The 16,880-nt window shown below is 68.9% G+C and carries 14 protein-coding genes and 1 riboswitch; of the genes, 10 read left to right on the plus strand and 4 right to left on the minus strand.

Annotation, left to right across the window (positions count from 1 at the left end; all coding sequences use genetic code 11):
• Nucleotides 1–4 precede the first annotated feature (4 nt).
• Together G6N56_RS17935 and G6N56_RS17940 are read right to left on the minus strand one after the other, a co-directional pair.
• Complete coding sequence (locus G6N56_RS17935; protein WP_085254425.1) at nucleotides 5–766, minus strand: GntR family transcriptional regulator; 762 nt, start codon at nucleotides 764–766, stop codon at nucleotides 5–7.
• Nucleotides 767–771: 5 nt separating this feature from the next.
• Nucleotides 772–2,334, minus strand: coding sequence for an SMP-30/gluconolactonase/LRE family protein (locus tag G6N56_RS17940; RefSeq protein ID WP_085254426.1), 1,563 nt, complete (start codon nucleotides 2,332–2,334; stop codon nucleotides 772–774).
• A 143-nt stretch (nucleotides 2,335–2,477) separates the two neighbouring features.
• Here G6N56_RS17940 and G6N56_RS17945 point away from each other — a divergent pair, with 143 nt between their 5' ends.
• The 7 genes from G6N56_RS17945 to G6N56_RS17975 all read left to right on the plus strand — a co-directional run bounded on the left by G6N56_RS17945 (nucleotide 2,478) and on the right by G6N56_RS17975 (nucleotide 12,138).
• Nucleotides 2,478–3,404 carry an SDR family NAD(P)-dependent oxidoreductase gene (locus tag G6N56_RS17945; protein ID WP_408632627.1) on the plus strand — a complete coding sequence of 309 codons (927 nt, stop codon included), beginning with the start codon at nucleotides 2,478–2,480 and terminating at the stop codon, nucleotides 3,402–3,404.
• Nucleotides 3,391–4,764 (plus strand): aromatic ring-hydroxylating oxygenase subunit alpha, encoded by a 1,374-nt coding sequence (locus G6N56_RS17950; protein ID WP_085254304.1) that lies wholly within the window; start codon nucleotides 3,391–3,393, stop codon nucleotides 4,762–4,764. The genes G6N56_RS17945 and G6N56_RS17950 overlap by 14 nt, the downstream gene beginning before the upstream one ends.
• Complete coding sequence (locus G6N56_RS17955; RefSeq protein WP_085254305.1) at nucleotides 4,761–5,933, plus strand: LLM class flavin-dependent oxidoreductase; 1,173 nt, start codon at nucleotides 4,761–4,763, stop codon at nucleotides 5,931–5,933. Before G6N56_RS17950 ends, G6N56_RS17955 begins: the two co-directional genes overlap by 4 nt.
• A complete protein-coding gene (locus G6N56_RS17960) occupies nucleotides 5,930–7,783 on the plus strand; it encodes a flavin-containing monooxygenase (protein WP_085254306.1) in 1,854 nt (617 codons plus the stop codon). Before G6N56_RS17955 ends, G6N56_RS17960 begins: the two co-directional genes overlap by 4 nt.
• A gap of 26 nt (nucleotides 7,784–7,809) precedes the next feature.
• A complete protein-coding gene (locus G6N56_RS17965; RefSeq protein ID WP_085254428.1) occupies nucleotides 7,810–8,769 on the plus strand; it encodes an SDR family NAD(P)-dependent oxidoreductase in 960 nt (319 codons plus the stop codon).
• Nucleotides 8,706–9,908 carry a CaiB/BaiF CoA transferase family protein gene (locus G6N56_RS17970; RefSeq protein ID WP_085254307.1) on the plus strand — a complete coding sequence of 401 codons (1,203 nt, stop codon included), beginning with the start codon at nucleotides 8,706–8,708 and terminating at the stop codon, nucleotides 9,906–9,908. Before G6N56_RS17965 ends, G6N56_RS17970 begins: the two co-directional genes overlap by 64 nt.
• A gap of 226 nt (nucleotides 9,909–10,134) precedes the next feature.
• Complete coding sequence (locus tag G6N56_RS17975) at nucleotides 10,135–12,138, plus strand: acyltransferase family protein (protein ID WP_085254308.1); 2,004 nt, start codon at nucleotides 10,135–10,137, stop codon at nucleotides 12,136–12,138.
• Here the strand turns inward: G6N56_RS17975 and G6N56_RS17980 are convergent.
• Complete coding sequence (locus G6N56_RS17980) at nucleotides 12,135–12,794, minus strand: O-methyltransferase (RefSeq protein ID WP_085254309.1); 660 nt, start codon at nucleotides 12,792–12,794, stop codon at nucleotides 12,135–12,137. The genes G6N56_RS17975 and G6N56_RS17980 overlap by 4 nt on opposite strands.
• Nucleotides 12,795–12,866: 72 nt before the next feature.
• Nucleotides 12,867–13,039: riboswitch (M-box (ykoK) riboswitch) on the plus strand.
• A gap of 225 nt (nucleotides 13,040–13,264) precedes the next feature.
• Between G6N56_RS17980 and G6N56_RS17985 the strand changes: the two genes are divergently transcribed.
• Nucleotides 13,265–13,453, plus strand: coding sequence for a hypothetical protein (locus G6N56_RS17985; protein WP_142280456.1), 189 nt, complete (start codon nucleotides 13,265–13,267; stop codon nucleotides 13,451–13,453).
• 43 nt (nucleotides 13,454–13,496) lie between these two features.
• Entirely contained in the window at nucleotides 13,497–15,218 is a 1,722-nt protein-coding gene (locus tag G6N56_RS17990; protein WP_085254311.1) for an NRAMP family divalent metal transporter, read from the plus strand.
• On the opposite strand, the gene G6N56_RS17995 is transcribed toward G6N56_RS17990, so the two are convergent.
• A complete protein-coding gene (locus tag G6N56_RS17995) occupies nucleotides 15,210–16,154 on the minus strand; it encodes an NADP-dependent oxidoreductase (RefSeq protein WP_085254312.1) in 945 nt (314 codons plus the stop codon). The two genes, G6N56_RS17990 and G6N56_RS17995, sit on opposite strands and share 9 nt — an antisense overlap.
• Nucleotides 16,155–16,272: 118 nt before the next feature.
• Between G6N56_RS17995 and G6N56_RS18000 the strand changes: the two genes are divergently transcribed.
• A complete protein-coding gene (locus tag G6N56_RS18000) occupies nucleotides 16,273–16,872 on the plus strand; it encodes a hypothetical protein (protein ID WP_085254313.1) in 600 nt (199 codons plus the stop codon).
• Nucleotides 16,873–16,880 lie beyond the last annotated feature (8 nt).

Consider the following 16,880-nt stretch of genomic DNA (forward strand, 5'->3'; position numbering starts at 1 on the left):
CAGCTTAGCCACGAACCCGCCGCATCGTCATCGAGTGACGGAAGCGGGACGCGGGGTGGGTGTTGATGGTGACCTGGGCGACCTGCCCGTCCGACGTCGTGTAGGTGCGTTGCACTTCCAATCCCGGGGACTCGGGCAAGACGCCCAGGCCGTCCGCCAGCGGCAGGGGGATCGGCACCGCGGCGATCTGCTGACGGACTTCAACGATGCTCACGCCGAAGAGGTCCTCGATCAACGGGAAGATGGGTCCCTCGTGGCGCTGCAACAGCCTGCCGACCCCGGCGAACGCGCGGTTGATGAAGTACTCGGTCCGGCACAGGGCGGCCTCGGGGGGCTGGCTGCCCGGTGCGCGCCGGGAACCGCGGACGGTCAGCCACTGCTCGCGGGGCGTCAGTCCCGTGCGGCCGGCCAGCTCCTCGTCGATCGAGACCATGGTGACGGATTCGATCGCCAGCCGGGTATCGGTGGCGAACTCCAGCAGGTCGTTGATCGACATGACGTGCTGGACATAGGAATCCGCGGCGGGCCGGGGCACGACGAGTGTTCCGGTGCGTGGCCGCGACGACACCAGGTTGTCCTCGCGCAGCCGCCGCAGCGCCTCCCGGATCGTGTAGCGGCTCACCGCGAACCGCTCGCACAGCTCGTGCTCGGTCGGCAACTGCGACCCCACCGGATACACGCCGTCCACGATTTCCTTGCGCAGGGCGCGCGCGACCTGAAGGTAGCGGTGGTCTGCCGGCGGGTGGGTGACCCTGGGTTCGGACATGGTCGTCACGTTTCCCGGCGCAGTGCCAGCACGCTGCCGTCGGCGTCGGCCGAGACGTAGAGCGTGCCATCGGGCCCGGCGGCGATGCCGGCGAACGGTCCCTGCGGGCCGGAGAACGGCGCCATGCCGAGCAGGGGCTTGGGGGTCACGCCGGGCGGCGCGCCCACGGGGAGGTCCGAGGCGATGGTGCGCCGGCACCCGGTGCTCAGATCGAGGGCGATGACTTCCCGGGCGCCGGCGTCGACGACGTACAACTCCCCGCCGAGTGTGGCGATACCCTGCGGCCGGTGCAAGCCGTCCAGAACGGTGCCGGTGCCGTCCAACTTGACCACTCGGCCACCGCCGGCCTCGACGACCAGGCATGCCCCGTCGGGGGCGATCGCCACGCCGACGGGATCGTGCAGTCCGGACGCGAGGACCGCGGTATGGCCCGACCGGATGGACAACACCCGTCCCGCACCCAGTTCGGTGGCCACGACCCCGCCGCCCGGTGTGACCGCCACCCCATAGAGCTGGTCGAAACCGTCTGCCAGGACCTCGCTTTCGCCGGTTCCGGGCCGGTACCGGGCGACCTGGCCGTTGGAGGTGGTGACCACGAACTCGCCGGGACCCAGGCTCGCCACCCCGCGCAGGAAGCCGGGATATCCCGGACTGAACAGCATGCCGGCCGTGCGCAGTTCGCGACCGGGTTCCATGACGTAGAAGTAGGTCCCGTCCGCGACGTACAGCCGGCCGTCCGCCCCCACCGCGAGGTCCAGCGGCCAGTTCAAGCCCCCCGGCAGGGCGGTCCGCACCTCGCCCCCGCACAGCACTTCGGTGATCTCGCCGGTGAAATTGGAGACGAACAGCCGGTCGCCCACGAAGGTCAGGTTGTCCAGCCCGGGGCTCAGGGTGGCCAACACGGTGCGCTCGCCGCTGCGCGGGTCGATGCGCAGCACCTGCCCGCTGTGCACCTGGGTCGACACGATGCAACCGGCCGAATCGAACTTCACCGCGTCGGGGACGCCGAGGTCCCCCGCGACCCGCTCGGGCTCGCCGCCATCGAGATCGACGCGCCAGATCTCGTTGGCGCCCATCAACGGGAAGTACAGCAGTCCGTCGGGGCCCACCTCCATGGCGTTCGGTGACGGCGCGTGTTCCAGCAGCACCCGCGGCTCGCCGCCGCCCGGGTCGAGTTCGAGCAGCCGCCCGCCGTCGCGGCACTCCCCGATGAACAGCCGGCCCCGGTGAAAGGTGATGCCGTTGGCCGACGGGACGTCGTCGCGCAGCACCCGGGTGCGGCCGGTGACGTCGCGCACGCTCACGCGGCCGTCCATGACCTCGGTGGCGTAGAGATTGCCGTCCGGGTCGAACGCCACGTCGTCGGGTGCGACGATGTCGCCGCCCTTGCCGCAGATCGTGTCGAGCCGGCCGGTCGCGACATCCAGCGCGCTGATCTGGCTGCCCGTCACCTGGGCGATATAGACGCGGCCGTCCGGGCCGGTGCGCAGACCGTTCGCCCCGAACAGCCGGCTCGGTGCGGTGAGCCGCGTCAGGCTCCAACCCTCAGCGGCCGCGGGCGGCTGCATGGCCGGGTAGCGGCTGGAATGCAACGAGGGGGCCGTCACCGCTCGCACGATAGCAACCGCCAATAGTCCAGACAATAGACAGAAAGCACGCGGCGCGGCCCTTGACGGCCGCCGCCACGCGAGAGAATCATGTTCTCTGATGAGTGCACGCCATTATCTTGTCCGGACAATTGTCTAGTCAGCGGATCGCCACGGACCTGTCCCTCGACGGGCGCGTCGTGGTGGTGTCCGGGGCCGGGGGCGGCGGAATCGGTACGGCCGTCACGCGCGCGGTCGCCCGGGCCGGCGCCACGGTGGTGGCGGTGAGCCGGGGCCGGGACAACCTCGACCGGCACACCGGCCCCCTGCTGGCCGAGGGCCTGTCGGTGGTGCCCGTGTCCGCCGACGCGTCCACCGACGAGGGCGTGCGCGCCACGCTCGACGCGGTGCGCCGCACCGACGGCGCACTGCACGGGTTGGTCAACGTCGCCGGGGGAGCGGACCCGGCGACGTGGATGCCGTCGACCCGGGTCACGCGCCGCGACTGGCGGGAACTGTTCACGCGCAACCTCGAGACGATGTTCTTCATGAGCCAGGCGGTGGCCGCGGAACTGAAACGGCATGGCCGCCCCGGCTCCATCGTGTCGATCTCGTCGATCAGCGGGATGAACACCGCTCCGTACCACATCGCGTACGGCACGGCCAAGGCCGCCATCGTGGCGGCGACGCGGACCATGGCGCTCGAACTCGCCGATGGCGTCGGCGGGTCCGCCATCCGGGTCAACGCGGTCGCGCCCGGTGTGACCGCGACGCCGGCGTCGGGCACCTACGTCGACGAGGATCCCGAACGGGACCGCCGCGCCATCGCGATGGGACGGCGGGGACGCCCCGAGGAGGTGGCCGGGGCCATCCTGTTCCTGCTGTCCGACCTGTCGAGCTACATCACGGGCCAGACGTTGCTGGTGGACGGCGGCCTGGACCTCAGATGGGGCCACCTGGGCGCCGACAACACCTCCCTGTTCCTCAAGGACGACACGTTCCGCGCGGCCATCACGCGCTGGGAAAGCGAGGACCCGCATGGACATGGCTGACGAACTGGCGGCGCCGGTAACCATCGACGTCGACGCCTACGTCTCCGAGGCGTACGCCCGCGCCGAGCGCGACAAGCTGTGGCGAAGGGTGTGGCAGCAGGTGGGTCGCGTCGAGGACCTGCCCAAGGTGGGCAGCTACCTCACCTACGACATCCTCGACGATTCCGTCCTGGTCGTGCGAACCGGCCCGGACGCCCTCGCGGCGCACCACAACGTGTGCATGCACCGCGGGCGCCGGCTGGTGGACGCCCCCGAGGGCGCGAAACTGGCTTGCGGACACCGGAAATCGTTCGTGTGCGGATATCACGGCTGGACCTACGACCAGGACGGCGCCTGCGTCCACATCCCGGAACGCGCCGACTGGCAGGGTGCCCTGACGCCGGAGAACACCCACCTGGCGGCGGTCAACGTCGACACCTGGGGCGGCTGGGTCTGGGTCAACATGGATCCCGCCTGCGAACCCCTGCGTGCCTACCTCGAACCCGCCGCCACCATGCTCGATCCCTTCCGCCTGCAGGACATGCGCTGCAAATGGCGGAAATGGCTGCACTTCGAATGCAACTGGAAGGTCGCCATGGAGGCCTTCAACGAGACCTATCACGTCGCGACCACGCACCCGCAGTTCAACAAGTTCGGCAACTTCCGCGGCTGGGCCATGGCGCACGGCAAGCACAGCAACATCGGTTACGACGCACCCAAAGACCTGGCGGAGACCAAGTCGAAGATCCGCCTGGGCACCGGCGCGGACCCAAGGGTCTCGACGGCCGAGATGCAGGCCTACACGCTGGAGGAGACCAACGCCACCACCACCAAGACACTGGTGGAAGCCGCGCGCCGCCTGGTCGACGAGCTGCCCGATGACGCGCCGGCCAGCCAGGTGCTCGAGCACTGGTTGACGTCGGCGCGACGGGACGACGCCGCGCGGGGAGTGGTCTGGCCGACGATCGACCCCGACCACCTGGCCAAAAGCGGCACCGCGTGGCAGATCTTCCCGAACTTCCAGATCGGGCAGGGCCTGACCACCGCGCTGTGCTACAGCGCGCGGCCGTACGGCTACGACCCGAACAGGTGCATCTTCGAAGCCTCCTGCTACGAGCTGTATCCCCAGGGTGCGGAGCCGCAGACGGAATGGGTTTACGCGCCCCCCGACGACCCGAGCTGGAAAAGCGTCCTGCCGCAGGACTTCTCCAACATGGCCGCCGTTCAGCAAGGCATGAAATCGCTCGGATTCCCGGGTCCGCGGCCCAACCCCTACATGGAACGCAGCACCGCCAACCTGCACCGAAGCCTCGCCGAATACATGGGCACCGGTGCGCCGCGCGAGATCAGCTCACGACAGGAAAGAGTGTTCGAACGATGAAAGTCAATCTCGGTTTCGGAGCACACAATTCGCACGACTGGGAGCGCGTGCTGGCGGGCGACTTCGGCCACCCGCCCGCGACCCCAGACTGGGAGTGCGTGCAGGCCACCCTTGCGATCGCCGACCTGGCCGAACCGCTCGGCTTCGACGGCATCTGGATGCCCGAGCACTGCGGGACACCGTATGGCATGACCCCCAATCCCATTCAGGCGCTCAGCTATTTCGCCGGGCGCACCGAACGGGTCGGTCTCGGCACATTCGTCGTGGTCGCGCCGTGGTGGCATCCGGTCCGGCTGGCACACCAGATCGCGTACTTGGACATCATCTCCAACGGCCGGTATACGACCATCGGCATCGGGCGCGGGGTGTCGAAGGGTGAGTTCGATGCCGTCGGCGTGCCCCGCGAGGAAAGCCGGCAGCGGTTCAACGAAACCCTCGACATCCTGCAGCTCGCCTTCTCCGGCGAGCGGTTCTCCTACCAGGGGGAGATCTTCACCGTCCCCGAGATGTCGCTGCGCCCCGAACCGCTCAGCCCCGACCTCTTCTCCCGTATCTACAGCTCGTCGTCGACCGCCGAGTCGCTGGAGATCCTCGCACGGCGCGGCATGGTGCCATTGTTCGTCGGCAACAAGCCCATCGAGGATGCGGGGCGAGAGGTGCAGAAGGTCAACACCTTCCGCAAGGAGGAGGGGCTGGCCCCCTGCCAACCGAAGAACGTCATGTTCATGTATTGCACGCCGGACGATCCCGCCGAGTCCGAGGAGTGGATCTGGACGGCCAACCGGGATGTCACCGTGCACTACGGGTTCGCCGACGCCTCGAACTTCAAGGGCGTCAAGGGCTACGAGGCCTACGCCGCCCGGGAGGCGACGGCCACGGCCGTTCTCGCGTCGTCGGTCACGGGTGACGCCAAAGGCCCGTCGAAGACGCCGGGCTACCACGCGTCGAACCTGCTGATCGGCACGCCGGAGGAGATTTTCACCCGGATCAAGGCGGCCCAGGAGGCGTGCTCGTTCTGCGAGCTGACGATTGTCCCGCAGTTCGGCACCATGCCCTACGCCAGGGCCATGGCCAGCACCGAGCTGTTCGCCAAGGAGGTGCTGCCGGCCGTGCAGAAGATGGACGCGCCCCTGCACCCGGCGGCGCTCCCGGAGAACGCCTTGGCATGACGAACCCGGATTGCCCCCCGTCGCAGACGCCGGTCGAGATCGATCTGGAGGCGCTCCGCGAGAAGTACCGCCACGAACGCGAGAAGCGGCTGCGCCCGGAGGGTTCCAAGCAGTACGTCGAACTGGTCGACGACTTCGCCGGATACTACGAGACCGACCCGTATTCGCCGCCGCTGGTGCGCGACCCGATCTCGGAGGACATCGACGTCGCCGTGCTCGGCGGCGGATTCGGTGGCCTCCTGTGCGGCGCGCACCTGAAGAAGGCCGGGGTCGACGACGTCCGGGTCATCGAACTGGGTGGGGACTTCGGCGGCGTGTGGTACTGGAACCGCTACCCGGGCATCCAGTGCGACAACGAATCCTATTGCTACATACCGTTGCTCGAGGAGCTGAACTTCATGCCGTCGAAGAAGTTCGCCGACGGCGCCGAAATCTACGAGCATTGCCGGCGCATCGGAAAGCACTACGGGCTCTACGATTCCGCCATCTTCTCCACCCAGGTGCGCGAGCTGCGCTGGGACGAGGAGATCAAGCGCTGGCGGGTCGGCACCGATCGCGGCGACGACATCCGCGCCCGATTCGTGGTGTTGGCGTCGGGGCCCTTTCACCGGCCGAAGCTGCCGGGGATCCCGGGCATAAAAGAGTTCACCGGGCACAGCTTTCATTCGTCGCGATGGGACTACGGCTACACCGGCGGCGACAGCGCGGGCGGGCTCGACAAGCTCGCCGACAAGCGCGTCGCGGTCGTGGGCACGGGGGCCACCGCCATTCAGATCGTCCCGTTCCTCGGGCAACACGCCAAGCACCTCTACGTCTTTCAGCGGACACCGTCGTCGGTGGACGCGCGCAACAACGTGCCCACCGACCCCGACTGGGTGAAATCGCTGCGGCCCGGCTGGCAGAAAGAGCGGCAGCGCAACTTCCACGCCTGGACCTTCGAGGGGATGGCGCCCGGCCAGCCCGACTACGTCTGCGACTTCTGGACCGAGCTGGGCCGCAACACCGCGGCCCGCGTCATGGCCCTGGACGATCCGGCGTCCCTGACACCGGAGCAGTTCCTGGCCATCCGGGAGGAGGAGGACTACAAGGTCATGGAGCGCCTGCGGCGCCGGGTCGCAAGCATCGTGACGGACCGGGACACCGCCGAATCCCTCAAGCCCTACTACCGGTTCCTGTGCAAGAGACCATGCAGCAACGACGACTACCTGCAGACCTTCAACCGCCCCAACGTGACGTTGGTCGACGTGTCGTCCACGAAGGGCGTCGAGCGGGCGACCTCGAAGGGGCTGGTCGCCAACGGCATCGAGTACGAGGTCGACTGCATCATCTATGCCAGCGGGTTCGAGATCACCACCCAGATCAGCCGCCGCTACTCCATCGAGGCGATCGAGGGACGAGGCGGCCTGTCCCTGTTCGACCACTGGCACGACGGGTACAAGACGCTGCACGGGATGACCAGCCGCGGGTTCCCGAACCAGTTCTTCACCGGCTTCACCCAGGTCGGCATCTCGGCCAACATTGCCGCGAACTACGAGCTGCAGGGCGAACACATCGCCTACATCATCGCCGAGGCGCTGGCCCGCGGCGCGGCGACCGTCGAGCCGTCACAGGAGGCGCAGGACCAGTGGTGCGCGACGATCCGGGAAGCCGCGATCGACTCCAGCGCGTTCGACTCCGAGTGCACGCCAGGCTATTACAACAACGAGGGCGGCGGTGCCGGCGCCGCGGAGGGAGAGGGGATCCGCTCCCACCTGGGCGAGCCGTACGGACCGGGCTTCTACGCCTTCGCCGATCTCCTGGCCGGGTGGCGCGCCAAGGGTGACCTGGACGGCCTGGTGCTGGGCACGTGACCGCCGAACTGAGGTTCGACGACCGGGTGGCCGTGGTCACCGGCGCCGGCCGGGGACTGGGCCGCGCCTACGCACTGCTGCTGGCCTCCCGCGGCGCCAAGGTCGTGATCAACGACACCGGCGGCGCGTTGACCGGCGCCGGCACGGATGCCGGCCCGGCGCACCAGGTGGTGAGCGAGATCCGGGCGGCCGGCGGCGACGCGGTGGCGTCCGTCGAGTCGGTCACCACCCCGGAGGGCGGCCGGGCGATCATCCAAGCCGCGCTGGACAACTACGGCAGGGTCGACACCCTGATCCACAACGCGGGCATCGTCCGGAGGGCCTCCCTGAAGGAGATGAGCTACGCCGACTTCGACGCCGTCCTCGACGTCCACCTGCGCGGCGCCTTTCACGTCGTGCGGCCGGCGTTCCCGGTGATGTGCGCCGCGGGCTACGGCCGCATCGTGCTGACCTCCTCGATCGGCGGCCTCTACGGCAATCACGGCGTCGCCGGCTACGCCGCCGCCAAGGCCGGGCTGGTCGGCCTGTCCAACGCCGTCGCTCTCGAGGGCGCCGCCGAGGGCGTCAAATCCAACGTGATCGTCCCGGCCGCCGTGACGAGAATGGCCGACGGGCTGGATATTTCGGCTTATCCCCCGATGGGCCCCGAGCTGGTGGCGCCCGTGGTCGGTCTGCTCGCGCATGAGAGCTGCCCGGTCAACGGCGAGATGCTGATCGCCATCGCCGGTCGGGTGGCCAGGGCCCTGATCGCCGAGACCCCGGGCGTGCATCGCCCATCGTGGTCGATGGAGGACGTGGCCGAGCAGATCGACGCGATCCGGTATCTCGCCGCCCCGTTGGTGTTTCCCGTCGTCCCCGACGGCCACGGCGACCACGTACGCTACAGCTTCGAAACGGCCGCACGGATGGAAGGGCGCGCGCCATGGCTGACCGCTCCGACTCCGCGCCCCCGGGGCCGTTGGCGGGGGTGCGCGTCGTCGACCTGACCGCGATGGTGATGGGGCCCTACTGCACGCAGATCATGGCGGACATGGGCGCCGATGTGGTCAAGGTCGAACCGCCCCGGGGCGACGACACCCGCTACATCTCGGTGGGGCCCGTCCGCGGCATGGGCGGCGTCTTCGTCAACGTCAACCGCGGCAAGCGCGCCATCACCCTCGACTTGCGCTCCGACTCGGGCAAATCCGTCCTGCGGGCGCTGATCGAGCAGGCCGACGTGTTCATCCACTCGATGCGCTCCAAGGCGGTCGCCCGGCTCGGGTTCGGCTATGACGAGGTGGCCGCGATCAACCCCGGCATCGTGTACACGAACTGCTACGGGTACAGCCGGCGCGGGCCCAACGGCGACCTGCCCGCGTACGACGACACGATCCAGGCGGCGTGTGGATTGCCCTTCGTTCAGCAGCAATTGACCGGGGAGCCCAATTACGTGGGCACCATCCTGGCCGACAAGGTCACGGGCCTCACCGCGCTGTACGCCACGATGATGGCGCTGTTCCATCGGGAACGCACCGGCGAGGGCCAGGAGGTGGAGGTCGGCATGTTCGAAACCATGGCGTCGTTCATGCTGGTCGAACACGCCAACGGCGCCATGTTCGATCCCCCGCTGGGCCCCGCGGTGTACCCGCGCACGGTCGCCCCTAACCGGCGGCCGTACCGCACCAGCGACGGCTACATCGCCGCGCTCATCTACAACGACAAGCACTGGAACGCCTTCGTCGACGCCGTGCGGCCGCCCTGGGCCAGCGAGCTGTACGCGACGCTCGAGCGTCGCGCGCGGCAGATCGACACCGTGTACGCGTTGCTGGCCGACACGCTGGCGCAGCGAACGACCGGCGAATGGCTCGAACTGTTCCGTGACCTCCAGATTCCGGCATCGCCGCTGTCGAGTCCGGCAACACTGTTCGATGACGACCACCTCAACGCGGTCGGCTTCTTCGAGACCGTCGACACCCCGCACGGCCCCGTGCGTTTCCCCGGCGTGCCCACCTGGTTCTCCCGGACGCCGGGGCGGGTGGCCGGCCCCGCCCCGGAACTGGGCGCCGACACCGCGGCGGTCCTGGAAGAGCTCGGGCTGGCTCCCGTACGCGTGGAGGCCGACGCCAAACCGGCCGGCTCGGCGTAACGCCCCGTCGACCGCAAAGCCCGCGCGGCCCCGCGCGTGTCTGCTCCGAATCCCGCTGCGCCGCAATTAGGCTTGCGACGATCACGAGGAGGGGCAGCGACGTATCGGCATCGACTTTGGCGCCGGGCGACAGGTTGGTCAGGGCGCATTAGCCACAAGCGCTGAGCCGGGCGGGACACATCCCGCACCGGCGCTTTCTGCTGGGCGGTCCCGGTGGGTCGCCCCGGTGCGCCGGATCGGCCGGCTGGCGATCTGGGACCAGCCCGAACGGCGCAGCGGCATCCCCGCGTTGGACGGGTTGCGCGCGATCGCGGTGGCGCTGGTGCTGGTGGGGCACGGCGGCATCGCCGGCGTCACCGGCGGGTTCATCGGTGTGGACGTCTTCTTCGTCCTCAGCGGGTTCCTGATCACGTCGCTGCTGCTGGACGAACTGGGCCGCACCGGCCGTATCGACCTGAAGGGCTTCTGGGTTCGGCGGGCGCGCCGCCTGCTGCCGGCCCTGGTGCTCATGGTGCTCACCGTCGCCGCGACCCGCCAGCTCCTTCCGGACCGGGCGCTCACCGGTCTGCGCGACGACGCGATCGCGGCGTTCCTCTGGGTGGCCAACTGGCGCTTCGTCGCCCAGAAGACCGATTACTTCACCCAGGGCGCCCCGCCGTCACCCCTGCAACACACCTGGTCGCTCGGGGTTGAGGAGCAGTACTACATCGTCTGGCCGGTCCTGCTGGTCGCGGTCACCCTCCTCCTGGCCTTCCGCGCGAGGCGCCGCCGCACCCGCGCGACCGTGGGCGCGGTGCGGTTTGCCACCTTCCTCATCGCCACGGCAGGGGCGCTGGCCTCCGCGGCGGTGGCGGTCCTGCTCACGTCGGACGCGACCCGCGATCGCGTCTACTTCGGCACCGACACCCGAGCGCAGGCGCTGCTCATCGGGGCCGCCGCGGCGGCGTTGCTGGTCAGGGATTGGCCTTCGCTGAACCGCGGATGGTGCCTGATCGGCACCAGGTGGGGACGGCGGGTCGCCCGCGCGCTGCCGGCGCTCGGTGTGGCCGGCCTGGCGGCGGCGACGCACTTCGCGACGGGCGGCGCGGCAGAGTTCCGCCACGGGCTGCTGTTGGGTGTTGCCGTCGCGGCCGTCCTGGTGGTGGCGCCCGTGGCACTGGAGCAGCGTGGGGCCGTCGCCCGCATGCTGGCCTCACCGCCCCTGGTCTGGCTGGGAACCATCTCCTACGGCGTGTACCTGTGGCACTGGCCAATCTTTCTCGCGCTCAACGGCGAACGCACAGGTTGGGCCGGTCTCCCGCTGTTCGCGGCCCGGTGTGGGGCCACCGTGGCGGTGGCCGCGGCATCGTGGTGGCTCATCGAACAGCCCGTCCGCCGCTGGCGGCCGGCGCGGGTGCCGCTGCTGCCGCTGGCGGCGGCCACGGTGGGCAGCGCCGCCGCGATCACCTTGCTGGTCGTCCCGGTCGGCACGGGGCCCGGTCTGAGCGAGGCGGGTTTGCCGCCGGGCGTCTCGGCCGTCGCGGCGGTCTCGCCGGCCCCGCCGGGCGGGAGCCAGCCCGTGGGTCCCCGAGACCCCAACCGCCCGTTCACCGTGTCGGTGTTCGGTGATTCGATCGGGTGGACCTGGATGCACTACCTGCCTCCCACGCCCGGGTTCGCGTTCCTCGACCACACCGTGATCGGCTGCAGCCTGGTGCGGGGCACGCCGTATCGGTACATCGGCCAGACGCTGGAACAGCGACCCGAATGCGACGGCTGGCCCATCAGGTGGTCGACCCAGGTCAGCCGGGACCAGCCGGACGTGGCGCTGCTGATCATCGGCCGCTGGGAAACCGTCGATCGCGTCAACGAGGGGCAATGGACCCACATCGGCGACCCGACCTTCGACGCGTACCTCAACGGGGAACTCGAGCGGGCCCTGAACATCGTCAGTTCCCCGGGAGTCCGCGTGGTGGTCGCCACCGTGCCGTACAGCCGGGGCGGAGAGAAGCCGGACGGCCGCCTCTATCCGGAGGACCAGCCCGACCGGGTCAATCTGTGGAACACCATGCTGCGCAAGACCATCAGCCATCACCCGGGCGTGCAGATCCTGGATCTGAACAAAAAGCTCTGCCCCGACGGGGTTTACACCCCGAAGGTGGACGGCATCAAGGTGCGCAGCGACGGCGTCCACCTCACCCCCGAAGGCGTGAAGTGGCTGACGCCGTGGCTCGAGGAGTCCCTGCGTTAATCGCCCGTGCGGCAGCTGATTTCCATGCTGTCGCTGTCGCGGACGAGGAAGTTGAAACTGACGTAGCCGTTCGCTGGGTTGCGCACCCGGTCCAGGTACGGCTGGGTGTCGGCCGCACTGGTGTTGTCCGCGACGATCAGTACCCCCGCGGAGAACCGCGGTTCGAGCAACTCGATCACCGGCAGGTACAGGTCTTTCCAACCGTCGAGCAGCACGAAGTCGACGGAACCGTCCAGGTCGGCCAGCGTGGAAAGAGCGTCCCCCTCCAAGATGGTGATCGCGTCGTCCAGTCCGGTCTCGGCGAACGTTTGCTTCGCGGCGGCGATCTTGGTGGCGCTGAGTTCGGTGGTTACCACCCGCCCGGCGCCGTTGTCGCGGACACCCGCCGCCAGATGGATCGCGGAAATGCCGAAGGACATCCCGAATTCGACGACGGTCGCCGGACGGGTCGCCCGCACCAACGAATACAGCAGCCGGCCCGCATCGGGGGTCACCGGGATGTAGAACTCACTCATCGCCTCGGCGCGCTCCTGCGCGTTCATCGGGCGATCGAAATCGCCGCGCCGCTCGCGCAATAATGACATCTGGCTCTTCGCTTCGCCGTACATCCGGTCGAGTACCGTCGCAACCTTGGGATCCTGCAGAGTGTTCGCCATGCTTCCGAGGGTAGGCGCTCCCGGCGACACGCTCGTTTGACCGGTTCGGATCCGCGGTGCAAGATGGTGGGGCAAGCACCTCGGTAGGTGAGGCGTCTGCATGGACACAGGCCACTGACCCCGAACGTCGAGAGACGCCCCGGGTCAGGACAGCTCTTCCCGGACCCAAGGGTTGAGCCCAAGTGGCTTCCGGAGTAATCCAGATACGCCGTGCAGTGCCGAAGCTCCGACGAGAGGGGTGCGGTCGGTCGGTTCGCCACCGTCCATTCGTGCCTCTTCCGTTCAGGTGAAATGTGACGACACCCGCGTGTGTCCCGGCCGTGAGGAGGTGAGGGCGAGATGAGCGAGACCAGTCCGAGCGATAGTCCGTATCCCAATTCCATTTCGACCCGATCCGGTTCCGGCATGCCCTCCGTGGCTTGACGATTCGAGCACGCGAGCCGATCGGCCCTGCACGACAGGAGAAGATCATGGCTTTCACTACTGCACACCGCTTTTCTGGCGCATCGCTGTGGCGTGGAATCGCCGGCGCGTTCAGCGCGCGCTGCCGGCTGACCCCCGAGGAGCGTGCCAACCTGTATGTCTCGCGGATGCCCATCGCGGTGGTGACGGCCTCGCTGGGCGGCCATCCGTCGGCCGGCCCGGGCGACCACCGCTGATCGGTCTCATCCCTCGAACTGGCCTGCGAGAGCGAAACATCCGATGACCTCCCTGTCCACCGGCGGCGACCTCCGCAGCGCGGATGCCGACATCGTCGGCGCGTTCGGTCGAATCCAGCGCGACGGCGCCGGCGCGTACACGGGCCGGTGGCGGCGCCTGCGGACCCTGATGGTCATCTCCGGGCCGGGATTGATCGTGATGGTGGGCGACAACGACGCCGGCGGCGTCGCAACCTACGCACAGGCCGGGCAGAACTACGGGATGAGCCTGCTGTGGACGCTGACGATGCTCATCCCGGTGCTGTACGTGAACCAGGAGATGGTGCTCAGGCTCGGCGCGGTCGCCCGCGTCGGGCACGCGCGGTTGATCTTCGCCCGCTTCGGGAGATTCTGGGGTGCGTTCAGCGTCGGCGATCTACTGATCCTCAACGCCCTGACCATCGTCACCGAATTCATCGGCGTCTCAATGGCGTTGGATTTCCTCGGATGTCCGAAGGTCATCGCGATACCGGCCGCCGCCGTGCTGCTGTTCGCTGTGGTGGCCGGGGGGTCGTTCCGGCGCTGGGAGGCGCTCATGTTCCTGCTGATCGCGGTGAACGTGTTGATCATCCCGATGGTGCTGCTGGTCCATCCCACCCTCAACCGCACCGCCGCCGGGCTGCTCCCGCATTTCTCGGGAGGCCTCGACTCCACGGTGCTGCTATTGGTCGTGGCGATCGTCGGCACCACCGTCGCGCCCTGGCAGCTGTTCTTCCAGCAGTCCAACGTGGTCGACAAGCGCATCACGGCCCGCTGGATCCCCTACGCCCGTGCGGATTTGATCATCGGCATCGTGGTGGTGGTGGTCGGGGCGACGGCCCTGATGGCGGTGACGGCCTTCGGGTTGGCCGGCACCGCCGACGTCGGGCACTTCACCGACGCCGGTGCGGTCGCGTCCGCGCTGACCAAACACCTCGGCAGCACGGTCGGCATGCTGTTCGCCGTCATCCTGCTGGACGCATCGCTGATCGGCGCCAACGCCATCGGCCTGGCCACCACCTACGCCATCGGCGACGCGATGGGCAGGCGACACTCTCTGCATTGGAAGATCAGCGAGGCACCGCTGTTCTACGGCGGTTACGCGGCGCTGCTTGCGGTGTCGGCAGCGGTGGCCTTCAGCCCCGACCACATCCTCGGGCTGGTGACCCAGGGCGTGCAGGCGCTCGCCGGAGTCCTGCTGCCGTCGGCCACCGTGTTCTTGGTGCTGCTCTGTAACGACCGGGCGGTGCTGGGGCCGTGGTCGAACACGGTGCGGCAGAACATCGTCGCCTGGGCGATCTTGTGGTCGCTCGTGCTGCTGTCGCTGGCGTTGACGGCGACCACCTTCTTCCCGACCCTGTCCACCGGCACGATCGAGGCCGGCCTCGCTGCCGGCGCGGCGACCGGCATCGCCGGTGGGGCCGCCGCAATCATCACCGGCAATCGCCAGAAGGCAAGGCGCGCCGCGGAGCTCACCGTCGGGTCCCTCGGGGGTGGGCTGGACCCGCACGATGTCGACGAGCTGGACGACACCCCGTCGCTCACGCGGGCCGAGCGCCGAGCCGTGCGTCGGCAGGACCGCATGTCGTGGCAGACCCCCGACCTGGCCGGGTTGGCGCGTCCGGCCATGTCGCCGATCCGCCGGGCGGGCCTGTTCACCCTGCGCGGCTACCTGGTGGTGGCCGTGGCGCTGGTCGTCGTCAAGATCGTGCAGGCGGCCGTCGTGGGGCCCGCCAGTTCACTGTGAATTCGTAGGCAGCAGAACGATCTTGCCGTGGGTGTGGCGTCGCTCGAGCACCTCGAAGGCGTCGGCCACCCGCTCGAGCGGGAAGGTGTCGGCGATGTCGAGATCGACCGCGCCGCTTGCGACAAGGCCGGCGATCTCGCTGAGCACCTCGGGCGTCGATGCGTCCATGCTGCCCTCGGTCTTGGCGCCGACCTCCGCGGCCTTCTCGAACGAGATGATGGTCTCGATCCGCTCCGGCGGCACACCGAGGTCCACCGCCAGGTCGAGGTAGTCCGGGCCGAACAGGTCGATGAAGGCGTCGACACCGTCTGGTGCCGCCTCACGCAGCCGGTCGGCCAGCCCGTCGCCATAGGAGACCGGGATGACGCCATGGTCGCGCAGCCACTGGGCGTTGCCCTCCCCGGCGATGCCGAGCACCACGACCTCCTTCAGAACCAGGAGCTGGACGACGAGGCTGCCCACCCCGCCGGCCGCCGCCGACACGGCGACCGTCTCACCCGGCCGGGGTGCCACCGCACGTACGGCCGCGTAGGCCGTCACACCCGCTACGTAGAGCGATCCCGCTTTTTCCCAGCTCAATCCGGGCGGTTTGCGGATCAGCTGGCCCACGGGCACGGCGGTGTGGGTGGCGTGACTCGACCGGCGCAGGCTGAAACCCAGCACTTCGTCGCCGACGTCGAACTCGGTGACTCCGGGCCCGACCGCGGTCACGACACCGGCGAGATCGCTGCCCTCGCCCGACGGGAAAGTGGCGGGAAACATCTCGTGCATCGCTCCGGAGCGGATGCCCGCCTCGCCCGGGTTGATCCCGGCGGCGCGGACCTCGACCACCACCTCGCCGGGGTCCGGGACGGGCATGTCGATGCTCGTCACATACAAGACCTCGGGCCCACCGTAGCGGTCGAACCGCACGGCGCGTGCCTCCCCAGCCGCCATCTGGAATCTCCTCGCCCCGCATGACTTCCCTGCCCCACGCCAGCATAGGCCGCCCGCCCATACCCCAAGGTCGGCGTGTGCGCGTATGTTCTAGAGGCACGGACCGGAAGGAATTCCCATGGTTGCTCGGATCTCTGTCGCGGCCGTCGCCGCGCTCGTGGCCGGCGCCACGGTCGCCGGTTGCGGGGGCAACAAGGCGTCTGCGCCGTCGTCGTCCCCCTCCACCACCTCGGCCGCGTCCGGAAGTATCACCAGCCCCTCGCCCGGTCAGCCGATGGACTACAGCTCCCTGCTGATCAAGGCGAGCGACGTCGGCGGGGACTTCACCGCGCCGCAACCGCCTGTGCTGAATCCGAACAACGCCGCCGGGGTCGCGCAGTTGTTCGCGAGTGCCGATAACAGCCGCCGGATCGGCGACACGATACTGATCGTCGCCGACCCCGCGGCGGCGGCGGCCGGGGTCGACAACACCAAGACCAACTACGGGAGCAAGGTCGGCGGAACCTGGCAGCCGGTCGACGTCGGGTCCAACGGCACCATGATCTCCGGTACCTCGCCGGACAATTCGCAGGCGATCGCCGTGCTGTTGTTCACCGAGGGCAAGGCGCTCGTGAACCTGGAATTCGACAGCACGCCCAACGACCCGATCGATCCCGCCGTCGCCACGGACATCGGGCGCAAGCAGGACGCCGCGATCAAGAGCAACCTCCCCGGCTAGGCCCGGCG

The sequence above is a fragment of the Mycobacterium saskatchewanense genome (genome assembly GCF_010729105.1).
Lineage (GTDB): Bacteria > Actinomycetota > Actinomycetes > Mycobacteriales > Mycobacteriaceae > Mycobacterium > Mycobacterium saskatchewanense.